This window comes from Shimazuella kribbensis DSM 45090, from assembly GCF_000428065.1.
Taxonomy (GTDB): Bacteria; Bacillota; Bacilli; order Thermoactinomycetales; family Thermoactinomycetaceae; genus Shimazuella; species Shimazuella kribbensis.
The window spans coordinates 15,853-29,792 of the sequence record NZ_KE386618.1 but is presented as its reverse complement, the minus strand read 5'-3'; the positions used below and the strand labels follow the sequence as shown (position 1 = coordinate 29,792).

Genomic DNA, 13,940 nt, shown 5'->3' with positions numbered 1-13,940 from the left:
GTATCCATAGGTTGCTTTCACACTGCCATTTTCATCAGTCAGCATTTCTACATCGACATCGGTGTTGTACTGGTAGTAGGAATGCTCCCCTGTGTTTTGCTTCATCATCGACAACCGTTCGCCCCATGGGGAGTAGGTGTAGGACTTGGTCAATTGACCTGCTACCTCTTCGGAAATCACTTGATTCGTTTGTCCCAAGTAATTAAAGGTGGTTGTTTTGGTCTGTGCTGTTCCTGCATTTTCGATCTTGCTTATCGTGCGGTCCATGGGATCAAAGGTGTATTTGGTAGTGGTAGTAGTTACCCCATCTTTATTGAGCTTGGTATGATCGGTTGTGCGGTCAAACTGATCAAAGGTAAACTGTTCGTCCACTTTGTTATTTTTGGTGACTTTCTCTACTCGTCCCATTGCATCATAGGAGTAGAGCGAAGTCTCCCCACCTTTGCTCACAGCAGTCAAGCGGTTTTTGTCATACTGGTAACTGGTCACTTGTCCATTTTGTGTTTTAGATACAATGTTACTGTTAGCATCTAATACATACGACTCGGTGACTGGGTTATCTCCCGCTTTGTTGTAACTGATGAGACGATCTCGTGGATCGTACTGGTACGTAAACGTGTTGTTGATCGGTTTGTTATCTGCATCGATTCCCGTATATGTGTCTTTGATCTGGCTGCCATTTTCGTTGTACTCCAATAGATGTTTCTGAATGCTGTTTCCATCTGCTTTTTTTGTTTCCATCTGTTTGAGCGCATCATCCAGATAGTAGGAGTAGTTAATCGTGTTGCCATTTGGCATTGTTTTTTGTGACAGCTTGCCTGTTGGCTGATACTGATAGGTGTATACTTGCGGTTTTGGATCCGTTTCACTGGTCTTGACCGTCATTTTTGTCACTTGATCCAGTGGGTTATTGTACTCTAGATCAGTCAAACCACCTGTATATTCTTGATGCAATGGGTTTCCGTGGACATCATAGGTGAATTTGCTCGTTTTCTTCACTTGTCCACCTTGGATTTCGTCTAACTGGGCTACTTGATTTAACTCGGTATAGGTCGTTTGATACGTATCGATAGCAGCCCCTGTACTCGCATCCTTCATCGTAACAAGGTTGCCATTGACATCATACAAATAGTCAAATTGCTTTCGAATACTATCTGCATTACTACTTGTGGCCTGCAAACCTTCATCCGACATCGTTTTCAGCTTTCCATCTAGATAAAAAGCCCAGTTCATGGTACGCGAGACGGTTCCATCTGATCCCATAATGGTTCGATTGGTTTCATTACCCATGTCATCATAGGTATAGGTCGTTTTGATCCCCCAAGGATCTGTAACGCTTTTGTTTGCCCCATTATCAAAGTAATCAAAGGTGGTGACTAAGCGATTGGTTTGCCCTTCGGATGCGGGCATGCTGACAGAGGCTACATTGCCCATTTTGTCATAGCTATAAATCATCTTATCTACTGCGGAGAACCGCGGATTTTGACTCGTTGGATCATTTGGTAGGATGACTTCTTTTACACGGTTTAGCTCATCGTACACATTTTTCTTTACATAGTCATCCACTGTTGCTGTTGTTACTCCAAGTGGTGATTCTATTGTAAGTTGATTTCCGTTTTTATCATACGTGAAACGAGTAACACGCATCTGATTATCCCCATATGGCTCTTGGGTTTCGATCACTTGCCCCAATTCATTGTAGATGGTGGTATAGATCCGTCCATCTTTGTCTTTGGTCGTGATGACATTCCCATCTGGATCATAGGTAGATTCTGCGGTTTTTCCATCCGCATCAATCACTTTGATCGGACGATCATTTTTGTCGTACTCCGTTTTAATCGTATAATCATCAGGGTTGTCCGGTGTGAGGTTCCCTTTTGGCTGGGTTGCTTTCACCTGATTTCCTAATTGATCATACTCATAGGTGATTTCCTCACCTTTGCTGTTTTTAACAGCCACCAATTGATTCAATTCATTGTATGAATAAGTCGTTGTATAGTCATTTGGATCATTTGGTGTAAGATTGCCTTTTGGTTCTGTCTCTTTGATCAAATTTCCTACTTGATCGTATTGATATGTCGTGATGGAATCTGGATCTGTGCTATTATTCTTCGGATTGGTCACAGATAACACATTGTCATTGTCGTCATATGTGTAGGTGATCTTCGCACCATTTGGCAATGTTTTTTCGATTACATTATCATCGCCATCGTAGACAGGTGCTGGAACGGTAATGTATTCGTTTTTGGATACATCTTTTGGAATTTTGCTCGTAAGTGCTCGTTCAAACACATCATACGTAAAGGTACTGGTATTGCCATTCGCATCCGTAACGGTCAGGATTTCTCCGCGTTCTCCATAGGAGGTGGTCGTTTTTTCTCCTTTGGCGTTAGTGATGACTTTGGCTTGTCCAGTAGGAGCATACCCATAATCAGAAGAAGTAGCATCTCCATATGTAGTGACATTACCATTTGCATCCGTGACCGTTTTGACCAAACCTGTTGTACCATGGTAGGTATAGGTTACTTTGTTTCCTTTGGCATCTTCGGTTGTTAACAAATTGCCTTGTGCATCGTAGGTATATTTGATATATCTGCCTGCTGGCGATGTCTTTTTGATCAAATCTGCAACTTTTCCCCCAAGGGAATATTGATATTCATAAATAGTAGATTTACGTTGTTCGGGATCTGCTATTGCATTATTGACTGCATCCGTTTCTGTTAGCATCAAACCGTTGGAGTCATAGGTCCATGTTGTTATCGCACCATTTGGATCTTCCTGTTTGGTGATGCGATGTGCACTGTCATACGTATATTTACTCGTATTTCCTTTGGCATCTGTGATACTTGTTGGATTACCATTTGTATCCATCACATATTTGGTTTGATTCCCTTTTAAATCAGTGGCAATTTTTTCACTCCCATTGTACGTGTAAGTGACGGTTTCTGATTTTCGGTTGCTGATTGTATTGACCTTCATCTGATTGTTGCCACTCGTATAGTACGTATATACTGTTTCTTTGCCACGGGGATCTTTTATTTTATTGATGATGCTCTTATAGAGCAGGTCGTAGGTAAATTCATACGTTTTTGCTTCTGGTTTTCCATAGCCATCGGTAAATTTACTCAAGCGCCCTTCCGCATCATAGGTAAAATACATAACTCGATCTGCCACATCGGTAATTTGCTGTACTCTGCCATCAGCATTGTAATCAAGGGTAAGTGTTTTTCTACCTGATGAATCAACAATATATTTTAGTAGTTTCGCAGGTTCGTTGTTGATGCTCTTCTCTTCGTACACATACTTGAGTGCATCCCCTGCGTTGTCCACTTGTTGGGTAATGTAACCTTTCTCGTCAAAATAATATTGAGTACGGTCAGGCTCTGTAATAACCCATTTTTTATCTTTCGTACCACCGCTTATATATTGCAGATACATTCCTGATCCCGGCGGCTCTATAAATTGTTTAGAAGCAGGGTTATAGGTGAAAGAATGTGTCGTACCATCATCATCTAATAAATAAACATCTCCAGACACAACTTTATCACTTGCATCTACTTGAACTCCGTCACCAAGCGGAGAACCTAGTCGCATTAAACTGCTAGTAGATAAAGACCATCCTACTCCCAAAATCGAATCTGCAGTATCCAAGCTGTTGTAAGTAAAATCAACAGTGGTATTGAGATCTCCCAGAGATGGGTTATCAAATGCAGAGTAAGAGAATAGTGCATTTCCTCGGAAAAGACTTACTCCACCCGCTCCATCTGCTCCCGTACCTTCACTTAGAACAGACGTATGCTCTTCTAATCCTAGATCTTTTCCACCATTCGGATCTTCGACCGTGATGTATTGATTTAAAGTAGGAATAGGATCTGTCGTTTGTTTGGATAACCATGTCCCACCAAGGTTGAGATCCCACTGCAGCATGTATCCTTGACGTATTGCTCCTAGAATACTCAAATCCGGTGCTTTTACTTTGGCTTTTACAGTGATAGTCTGACCTGGAGCTACACTCACAGGTGTAGAAGCTTCGTTACCATTTGCATCAAGCGGCTTAAACTGGGTAGTCATTTGATTGCTTGCGTTTGTTTTATCCGTCCCATCTGGCAATACCCAGTGATAGGACAAATAATCTGTTGTACCATTCCACGTTTGTGTTGTTGCATTCGTCAACGTAACATCCACATCATAAGTAGTGCCAACTGTCATTTTGACCGGCGATTTTGGTGCATAATACGAATTTGCTGCTTTTTTATCTACATAGGTTATTTCCAATTTTGGCTTGAGTTGTGGAGCAGTAGCTAACTCACTACTAATAAACAAAACACGTTCCAATTGAGTCGTGCTAGCTTCATTGGCATGCTTCACCATCAAGCCATAGTTGGTAGTCGCGCCATTCACCCAAGATTGCACCGTACTCTTCAGATTCCAACTTCTCCATTGTGGATCATTGTTCACATTGGTAATGGATCCAACGGCGGTACTGTTAAAACCAGTTGCATTGGAATTCCAAGTAGCAGTAGTTTCTGTAAACGCTTTATTTAAGGTGTGTAAGTTATAAGTAGCCGCTGCCGTTCCCGTATTGTCTTGATACCAAGTCCAAAGTCCAAATTTTGCATCTGCAATATAAGATTTTGCTGGTATGGAAGAAATATCAAATTTAAACAACGATCGTGTATTAGCATATGTCCCACTGTTATTCCCAGCTGAATTCCATGCTTCTCCATCAAGCGAATTCAAATTTGTAGATGGAACGGCACTCGATATAGTCGTATCATTTGCATTCTGTAAAATTTGTTTGGTGTAACCTGACTTAGGCAATTGAACAAATTGTGCGCGGCCTGGAATCAATTCGCCTTTGGTATTTTTAACTACCACCATATAATAATAGGACTTGCCAAATAAATCAGCACTATAGGATGGTGTCGGAACTGCTGTCGTATCGGTAAATGCGAGTGTATTTGGGTCAGCAATCGGAGCTACCAATGTAGTATCATCTGGTTTAAAACTTTGTAATGAACTACGATGAATTTGGTACTCTGTAAAATCACTACCACGATACTTACTCCATTTTAGCTCTGCACCATTTGCATGTATTTTGGTGGGACTTTGTAAATCGACTGCAGTCATCCCATACACAACTTTAAGGGTGGGACGGATAGCTTCTTCTCCAATTTCACTTGCTTCGTATCGTACTCCACCTACTTTTAAAGTTTCATCTTTTGCTTTTACCAAAACTCCATAGTTTGATTGTTTTCCATCGATCCAATCTTGGACCAAATCTTGCATCGTAAAATCATGCCAAGCGTTATTTTCCTGTGTATGACGAGTGGCTATCCCTTGTTTGGTAAAACGAATGGCATCTGCAACAACATAACCATTGGCTTTATCATTCATGACAATTTTCCCAGTATCACCAGTTTTAAAGCGATACGTCCCTAAATCAACCCATCCTTTGGCAGAATTTTTTTGATCGACTGTTTTTACTGTTGTTCCATCTGCATGGGTAATAGTTAGCGGGGTGTTGGTTGCTCGGTCTGATGCAGGAACATTGAAAATCTCAACTTTGTAATCGCCACTTTCATTGAAATAAGGCTGCCAAGTAAATGTATCTGCACCGGTTGTGCTTGCTGCACTCACTTGATAACTATCGCCGTATGCTCCCGCAACGCTAGAAGATGCCGACCATGTTCCATTTGGATAGGCAGATGATGGGTTTGTATCATCTACGATATTAGTTGTCGTTTCAAAACTAGCGTTGTATGTTCCGCCTTTATTCGCAGAAGTCCACGGAACTCCTGTTTTTGCTTGATTCCAAGTAGCTGTTTTTGCATCCCAATCTTGAAGAAGACGATGAACAGAAAAGTTAACCACATTATCAGTAGTGGTACAATTCACACAAAACGTTTGATCATAGTACAAATTCAGCTGTGCATAATTGATTTGTACTCCTTGAGGGATCGTACTCAAGTCAAATTTCAGCAATGATCGGATGCTTTGGGCAGAATCTGCTCCTGCATTTAATTTCCAACTGCCATCAAAATTAGTAGTGGGAGCATAATTATTTATCATCACATCTTGACTTGCTTGTGCACCGGATGGTGGTGGTTGAATGATGATTGTTGGATCAATGGTAATCGGATATACTCGTTTTGCATCCTGTAGCCAATTGTTATTTGCACTGACTCTCACCGTGATATTAGAGCCATGTTGAATAACCTCTTGTACTACTTTGTCACTCCATGTATATCCTACAGGTGAATCTGCTTGTTTTTTGTTATCAAACATAAATGGTTTCGGAATGGTGAAAACAGGGCGATCTTCCTTGATGCTCGTAAATATGATCGATCCATCTTTTTCTTTTTTCGCCCGAACACCGTGAAGTTTGAAGTGGAAATCAAACACATTGGTTTTAGGGGGAGACTGAAGAATGAGGCTTTCTTTTACAGCTTGATTATTCACATTGTACTTGAGATGAGAGTCAGGAAATATGTTTTGGTATATCACTTCATCTTTTTCTGTCTTCGGATTAAAGGAAGTAGTAGAAGTAGTTCCTACTCCAAGTACAAGCTGATGCTTTCCATCATTGAACTTAACTAATTCGTCATTTTTATTACCAAAATAGGTTTTCATTTGATTGGCTTCATTACCAAATGAATAACCTTTTTCTTTTTTTGTACTGACAACATTGTTATTGATTCGTTGCCATTTGCCTTTCTCATCTTGATAATGTACAGGTGCACTAGAAATATTTGCTTCCATCGTTCCATCTGATAACTGGTAGATTGTCGTGGTTGCATTTCGCTTTTCTACTATTTCTTTTACACGTGTTGGTTTTGGTGGAATCTTCCCTTTTGGAACAGGATTTCTTTTTGGTAACACTTGCTCCGCTTGTATCTCATCTGCAATTTCTTGGTCGGACTTTAAAAAATTTTGAACACTCTTTACAACTTTTGAATCTGTGATTGCATCAACAACAGAATCGATGACAGATTTCCCCTCATGAAAATCTGTTTTTACTTCTGTTAAAACAACAGGCTTTCTCTTGAACCAAGCATTAATTTTCTCTGTTGCAAAACTTGCAGAAGGTCCCGAACTTTCAAATATAAAAACGAAAGCTAACAGGGAGATAAGTAGTTTTTTCCAGATTTTTTGCTGCGTTTTCAATGAATTTCCTCCCAATTGTGCGTGCTACACGCTATTATGTTGTCTGAAAAGTTAGAGCCACTTCACCACACTTCCTAAATGATTGTCCCTACATGAGCAAAATCAGATACAAATAATTCCAAAAAAAATATGCTTCCTGTAACGCCTTTTTATTCTTACATCAAATGCAGAATACATACATTTTTCAGGAAAAAAGCGCCGTCTCCTATGCATAACTAACATATACAGAAAAAAAATAGTAAAATTGCTCAGCAGGGTGAATGTTATAAAATACTTTTTCATGATAAATCCATTTTTGTAAAAATACAATTGAATTATTTTTATTTTATATATTGACAATTGATATAGAAAATGTATAATTTATCCTTTTGATTGAGGAGAGAGCCCACAGAATTTCTCCATTGCGCGCAAGGTGGGAGTCGACAATCAATCATCCAACCACTTACTTCTCCTAAATTAGATTTAATAACCCTAGATAGAGGTATAGGGGTATCGGGATCAGTGGCACAAGAAACCGGAACAAGCCTTATCGGACATCATGTAAACCTTTATGGCCCAGTGACAAGTTCCTACCATAGACCGCAAAGTTGAATTCTATTTATTTAAATAAGAACCAGTCCTTTTCAGATCTGGTTCAACTTGTCTAACATTGCTTTTCGACTAGGATTGGTATAAAGCAATTTATGGATGTTACTGTGTCCAGCGATTGCTGGTTCTCTAGTTTGGAATTTATACTATGGAAAAACAACTTAGAGATACGAGATACCATCAAAATCGGAACGAAGAAGAGCTAAGTTCGCTAGTACTGCCCCATATAGCAGGGTCGATTAGGGATTGGATGGAATCCTAGTCGATCTTGTTATTTTATTTTCTACTGAAGATGAATTGTAGCCCTTCAAGTTGAATTTTATGTAATAATTGTCCAAATTGATATTTATTTGAAAATAATTGTCAAACCAGCAACTGGTTTTTGATAAAATGAAATAGTGTGAAAATAAAACAGATGGGGGTTCTCATGGGTAAAAAGCTCTGTAGTTTGTTATTGATTTTCTCACTGTTTGTTACTCCATTAGGAATTTCTAAGGCTTTTGCTTTAACAAATGCTGAATCGAAGCAAATAAGTAAGGAAGTCTCTGCTGCTTTTGATAAGGCTGTTTCACAAGGAAAAGAAGGAAAATATCATATTGACGGAATGACAGTCAATGTAGATCTTGATTATGTAGTAGTAGACAAAAAAAGTAAGAAAGTAACGATTCAAGAAACAAAGAAGACTGCAAAAGGAATAAAATTTGAAGGCGTTACACTAGCTCACGGGATTATTTTTCTGCCTCCAGAACGGAAAAATGGTGGTTATCCAGGAAAAGGTGCTGTTTATACCCTGTTTGAAGTTGCGGATGTAGATGGCCCAATTGGACCATTGAACATAAAAGCAGAAGTAGATGTAAATACATCTACTAATAAGCATGGACCATTTAATGAAGACTTTTCGAATATACAAGTGGATTGGAATTGGTTTGAGTATAGTGAAGGGGACAGAGAGTTCACAATAACAGAGGTGAATAATACCAAGTTTTATCAAGTAACCACGGATGTCGAAGTGACTTTTGTCACAAATCACGATCGTGAGAGAGAAACATGGGGCCCACTTTTAGCCAATAAGAAGGCATTCGAATACCCTTGTAAATACTACGATCCAGAAAATACAAGATACCCTGATCAATGCCATGGTGGTGATTTCACCTATCAAATTCTGTATAAAGATCCTTATTCAGATAAAAACATGTTTACACCAGAAACGACTTTAATGCAACAAGTTCCAGCTGATCAAAGAGTGCCATGGGATAATATTTTAAGAGGAGAATATATTGCAAAGTATATTGAAACGTATGGAGATCCAAAGAAGCAAAACCCAAATTTCAATTGGAGTGATTATGATATCCACCACATCATTCCAAAAGAATATGGAGGAACAAACGATTTCAACAACTTGATTCCCTTAAAAAGAGAGTTTCACCAACAGAATGTCACTCCATGGTGGACCAACTACTAGGAGTTAATATAATAAGCATATCTGCACTTAGGTTTTATTTAAGATGCGGATATGCTTTTTTAAAAAGGAGAGCCATTATGAAACTGGTTCATGAAACACTTGATGAATTAAAAAAGCAGTTGATAAATAATAAATTATCGATTCAAGACCGAAATGGTGTAGATATTGAAATGGAGTTTCAGTTTGATAAGCCCGCATCTGAAACAGAAACCGAAGCGTTTATCCATTCAACCGAATTACAATTACCAGAAGACTACAAAGCGTTTTTACAAATACATAATGGTGCTACTCTTTTTCAACCTTGGTATGGTGGACAGTTTGAATTATATGGACTATCTAGCATCCATAAGCAAAAGAACTTAGGATTATTTATGGAGTCATGGTATCCCATCGGATATCAAGATGGTGGCTATTTAATGATTGATGGAAAGAAAGCTAATCAGGGAGAACAAGATTATTTATTGTGGTGGGAGTCTAGTATTGTGGAAGATGCAAAAAATCTCTGCATGAACTTTGTGACTTGGTTAGATCAATTTATCCTTGCTCAAGGAAAGAAATTTTGGGACCACAAAGTAAGTTAACCACTCGTGTGAGTGGTTTTTTTAATTGGAATCAACCTCCTAAATACATCATAGATCGGTAGTGCTAGACTTTTGAAAGGTGATGATAATGTATGTAGCTCCTATGTTGCTTCAGAAGATAGATCAACCGATCAGCAGCAATAACTATATTTGTGAGCTGAAAATTGATGGAATCCGGCTTTTATTGTCAACAGTCGGTGGAAAGGTGAACTTATACACGCGTCACAATACTAGATGTAATAACCAATTCCCAGAACTTCTAAGCACTGAAATACCTGATGAAACCATCTTAGATGGAGAAATTTGTGTAACAGATCAGCAAGGGAGACCTTGTTTTGAATCAATATCAAGGCGATTTCAAACATCCAACTCAAAGAAAATAGCAAATCTGTCTGATGAGTTGCCGATTCAATATATTGCTTTCGATATCATAAAATATAAAGGTGAGGATGTTGGTCATCTCCCTTTATTAGAACGAAAAGAGCTACTTAATAAGATCGTAATGGAGAACAGCCACTTATCTCTCATGAGATGGTCGGAGGGTTCTTATTCAGATGATCTATTTCATTTAGTGACACATCAAGATTTAGAAGGAATTGTCATAAAAAGAAAAGCTTCTAGCTATCAAATAGGAAAACGTTCGTGGGATTGGAAAAAGGTAATCAATTATCAGTATGACGAGGTTTTGATTACAGGAATAAAAAAAGGTGAACCTGGTGTTTTAATTGATTTTCCTAATGGAGGATCAGCGGGTGTTATTGAATTTCCTTTTCCCAAAAAAGAAAGAAAAGCGTTGTGGGGTTTGATACATCTTCTGAAAATAAGAGAAGATGACAAAGTGATTTATCTGGATCCCCAATTAAAAATTGAAGTGAAATCAAGAGGAATGACTAAGAATGGATACTTACGCATTCCGAGTTTCCATAAGTATTGTATTTAACCACTCTCTGTAGTGGTATTTTTTATGCCTGAAGTATTTTCCAGAGTGGCCCCTCAATCTTCGAATCGGTTCCGTACCCCTTACCGAGATATTCAAAATTTAGTCAAGAATAAAGATTTAACAATATAGATCTTATGCTTCAATAGGAAATAAGAAACGAGAGGTAATAAACAAAGTTGAATAAGCCAAAATACACCAATGATGATCTCATAACAATTATTCAGAAAAAAGCAAAGGAATTAGGACGAACACCCAAAAAAAAAGAGCTAAAACAAACATCTGCTATCGTAGCCCGATTTGGGTCATGGGCAAAAGCGATTGAAATAGCACAGTTAAAAAGATCTTCCTCAAAAAAATATACAGATCAAGATTTAATTAATGCACTATTAAAAGGTAAAAAGATCATTGAAGATAAAGGATATGTATTTTCTATCAATTCCTATAAAAAGCTGCACGACTTTCCCAGTTACGGAACGTATATGGTGCGTTTTGGATCTTGGAATAATGCACTAAAAAAAGCTGGAATCGCAACAAAACGAGATAGAAAATGGGGGGATTTATCAAATGATGAACTTTTACATATTCTTAGAACCATTGCGAAAGACTCATCTGTTTTAACTATGAAAGTTTTAAAGTCATTACCTGATGTTCCCCCTGTTGATGTTTACATCATGAGATTTAATTCGTGGAATAAAGCAATTGAAAAAGCAGGTTTGGAATCCAATAAAGCAGCTTATAGGAAATATACAGATAAGGATCTATTAGATTCACTTGCCTTTGCTAAAAATGTCATAAAAGACAGACTAACAATAGTTAAATACAAACAAATGCAGAAAGAATTTAATTTACCAAGCGTTTCGATTTATAGTTATCGTTTTGGCTCTTGGAGTAAAGCACTTAGAAAGATACAAGATTATTAAAATATAGATAGACCTTGTTACTCGTTAGGTTTCATAATCCAATGAGTGATAGTGACAGGGTTACTACCATTAACCACAAAGAAATTATGTTTCAAAAATCATAAAGCAGAAAACGTTGATATCATTTAACTTGCTTTTCTTGTGATAACTTCATCAAAGATAACAAGTACGGCAACACTACCAAAGTCTTGTTTATTTTTGTGCTGTTTTCCTCATTGAATTTTTTAATTGCATTATCAAATCGATCCTTAAGTGTACCAGATAACAATATTTGTAATTGTTTGTTTTTATTGTTTTTGTCAACATCCAAATATGAAGGGTCTTCCAGTTGAGGTTCTTTGTTGGATTCAACAGATAAAACAAAATCATATATTTTAGCTTTTGAAAGGGAAGTCCAATCTATCCCTTCGGAATCGAAAACTTCGTTTAATTCCGATTTCATCTCATCTGAGATCCGAAAATTTATATATTTTTGTTCCATTTTTGATGACTCCCTACTTTTATTTATAATAAAAAGGCAGAACTCCGCCAGGTGTTCCGCCTTTACACTCAACAACATAGCTATTTTACCACAAATCAGCATAAAGAGACACATCCAACCATCTTGTTGCAGAACTACACTTCTATGATGGAAATTAAGAATTTCGGACCATGTGGAGAATGAAAAGCAACCCATTTTCCCTAGAAATTGCCATCGTAGAATGTCTTAGTGTAGGATTTTTTGGATGTACCCCTTCGTGATGTCCTTTGTCTCGAATACAAATGATTTGAATTATTTTCTTACAAAGAGTCACGAAAAGCCTCGCGAATGTTCTCTGTATCGATTTCTTCTGTATTCCACCCACGGACAAAAGGAACACGATTACCCAACAACCCTCTCACAGCTTGAAATATCCCAATTGCCATGACTCCATTATCAGGAAGAATCAAAACCACTCGTTCTCCATTTCGTTTGGCATCCAGGATATTTTCTCGTACTTCGTCTACTGCTCGGGCTACCTCTAAAACAATATCCTCCTGAGTAAGACAGTCACCATTCAAAACAATTTCATGTGTTCCAGAAATCGGTTTTCCAGAAAAATTTAGTTGATACATGATACAAATTCCTTTCTTTTTTTATTTGAAGTTGACAACCCCGTTAGGAGTTGTCAACTTTTATATGTTCATCTGCGTGAGGGATAAGGTTTTCAGATGTTTCCTGAACCTCGTACCATATGGATTCTACTACCTCATCCGGTACTGTCCGTTCACGTAGGCGGTTTCTTTCTAAACAAACCTCTAAGGAGCAAGTGACTTGAAGAAGAATGATTTTAAAACCTTTTTCTCTTGCCTCTCTTATTTCTTTTATCATTCTTTCCTCGTTTCCTCCAGTAGTGTCATATACAAATGATTGATCGGAGGAAAGATATTCTTCAAAAAGTTTTCTGCTTAAAATCTTGGATTGTAGATGTACCTTACTAGGATTCTTAGGATCGTATCCGGGAAGCTCCTTTTTCAGTTCATCTGGATCAATTACTAGGTAGTTTGGGTAAAGCTCGAAGCGAGTGGTACTTTTTCCAGCGGCTGGCGGACCGACTAGGAAAACTGCTTCTTTGATGTTGTTGTTGAGTGTTGTTGTCATTGTAAAACCCCTTTGTTGTTTGGTTCGTCTTGCTTATTAATATAATAACATTATGTACTGATATTGTCAACACATAAAATGTATTTTTATAAATTTTCTGAGTTAATATACTTCAACTTGTTTTGTTTATAGTAGGAAAGGCCTTGGATAAGTGATAGATAAAGATGAAAACAAAACATTTTGTATTGATATATTCAATACAAAATGTTACTATAGAAATGTACCCAATAACAACACAATAGGAGTTGATAAGGAATGAAAGTTATCATCAAAAAACCATTTGAAGATTACCAAGTAACTGAGATTAAACAAGAGGATTTCTCTACTATAGTGGGTGGAATCGCTGAATATGTACCAATATGGAGAAATTACGAAATGATAATAAATGAAGAAGGAAAACTAGATGAGCTTCCCACTAATTTAATGGAAAGACCTTACAGCGATTGTATCTTTGGAAATGCCATCTTTGTTAAATATGATTCTTTAAGTGATGAATATATAAGTCTAACGGATAAGGAAATAGAGGTACTGAAATTCTACTTATCTATTAAGTATTATTCAGTAACGAGAGAGGAAAATGATCAAATAGACCCTGATGATTATATTTACTTTGGAGTAATTTCAAATTAACAGGTTAAAAAAATCGGAGTTGTAAAAGAGG

General features: G+C 37.7%; 9 protein-coding genes. 5 read left to right on the top strand and 4 right to left on the bottom strand.

The genetic code is table 11. The features are described from left to right. Positions 1-7,167 (bottom strand): DNRLRE domain-containing protein (locus tag A3GQ_RS0121210; protein ID WP_028778736.1); only part of this gene is annotated, 7,167 nt, incomplete at its 3' end. Between the two features lie 1,015 nt (positions 7,168-8,182). Between A3GQ_RS0121210 and A3GQ_RS25905 the strand changes: the two genes are divergently transcribed. The 4 genes from A3GQ_RS25905 to A3GQ_RS0121190 all read left to right on the top strand — a co-directional run bounded on the left by A3GQ_RS25905 (position 8,183) and on the right by A3GQ_RS0121190 (position 11,658). After that, positions 8,183-9,217: an HNH endonuclease gene (locus A3GQ_RS25905; protein WP_028778735.1), complete on the top strand. Its 1,035-nt coding sequence runs from the start codon at positions 8,183-8,185 to the stop codon at positions 9,215-9,217. A 77-nt stretch (positions 9,218-9,294) separates the two neighbouring features. Beyond that, the gene (locus A3GQ_RS0121200) at positions 9,295-9,798 is read left to right on the top strand and encodes an SMI1/KNR4 family protein (protein ID WP_028778734.1); all 504 of its coding nucleotides are present in this window, start codon (positions 9,295-9,297) and stop codon (positions 9,796-9,798) included. An 88-nt stretch (positions 9,799-9,886) separates the two neighbouring features. Beyond that, a complete protein-coding gene (locus A3GQ_RS0121195; RefSeq protein ID WP_028778733.1) occupies positions 9,887-10,738 on the top strand; it encodes an ATP-dependent DNA ligase in 852 nt (283 codons plus the stop codon). Between the two features lie 176 nt (positions 10,739-10,914). After that, positions 10,915-11,658: a homing endonuclease associated repeat-containing protein gene (locus tag A3GQ_RS0121190; protein ID WP_028778732.1), complete on the top strand. Its 744-nt coding sequence runs from the start codon at positions 10,915-10,917 to the stop codon at positions 11,656-11,658. Positions 11,659-11,779: 121 nt separating this feature from the next. On the opposite strand, the gene A3GQ_RS0121185 is transcribed toward A3GQ_RS0121190, so the two are convergent. From A3GQ_RS0121185 to A3GQ_RS0121175, 3 genes are all read right to left on the bottom strand, one after another. Then, positions 11,780-12,139, bottom strand: a complete 360-nt coding sequence (locus A3GQ_RS0121185) for a hypothetical protein (RefSeq protein WP_028778731.1) — start codon at positions 12,137-12,139, stop codon at positions 11,780-11,782. 299 nt (positions 12,140-12,438) lie between these two features. Next, positions 12,439-12,753: a hypothetical protein gene (locus A3GQ_RS0121180; protein WP_028778730.1), complete on the bottom strand. Its 315-nt coding sequence runs from the start codon at positions 12,751-12,753 to the stop codon at positions 12,439-12,441. A 43-nt stretch (positions 12,754-12,796) separates the two neighbouring features. After that, the gene (locus tag A3GQ_RS0121175) at positions 12,797-13,279 is read right to left on the bottom strand and encodes an AAA family ATPase (RefSeq protein WP_028778729.1); all 483 of its coding nucleotides are present in this window, start codon (positions 13,277-13,279) and stop codon (positions 12,797-12,799) included. Positions 13,280-13,534: 255 nt separating this feature from the next. Here A3GQ_RS0121175 and A3GQ_RS0121170 point away from each other — a divergent pair, with 255 nt between their 5' ends. Next, a complete protein-coding gene (locus A3GQ_RS0121170; RefSeq protein ID WP_028778728.1) occupies positions 13,535-13,909 on the top strand; it encodes a DUF3846 domain-containing protein in 375 nt (124 codons plus the stop codon). Positions 13,910-13,940 lie beyond the last annotated feature (31 nt).

Bases quoted from the DNA above. Each gene is read 5' to 3' on its own strand.
- A3GQ_RS25905 (WP_028778735.1), top strand. From the start codon at position 8,183: ATGGGTAAAAAGCTCTGTAGTTTGTTATTGATTTTCTCACTGTTTGTT.
- A3GQ_RS0121200 (WP_028778734.1), top strand. From the start codon at position 9,295: ATGAAACTGGTTCATGAAACACTTGATGAATTAAAAAAGCAGTTGATA.
- A3GQ_RS0121195 (WP_028778733.1), top strand. From the start codon at position 9,887: ATGTATGTAGCTCCTATGTTGCTTCAGAAGATAGATCAACCGATCAGC.
- A3GQ_RS0121185 (WP_028778731.1), bottom strand. From the start codon at position 12,139: ATGGAACAAAAATATATAAATTTTCGGATCTCAGATGAGATGAAATCG.
- A3GQ_RS0121180 (WP_028778730.1), bottom strand. From the start codon at position 12,753: ATGTATCAACTAAATTTTTCTGGAAAACCGATTTCTGGAACACATGAA.
- A3GQ_RS0121175 (WP_028778729.1), bottom strand. From the start codon at position 13,279: ATGACAACAACACTCAACAACAACATCAAAGAAGCAGTTTTCCTAGTC.
- A3GQ_RS0121170 (WP_028778728.1), top strand. From the start codon at position 13,535: ATGAAAGTTATCATCAAAAAACCATTTGAAGATTACCAAGTAACTGAG.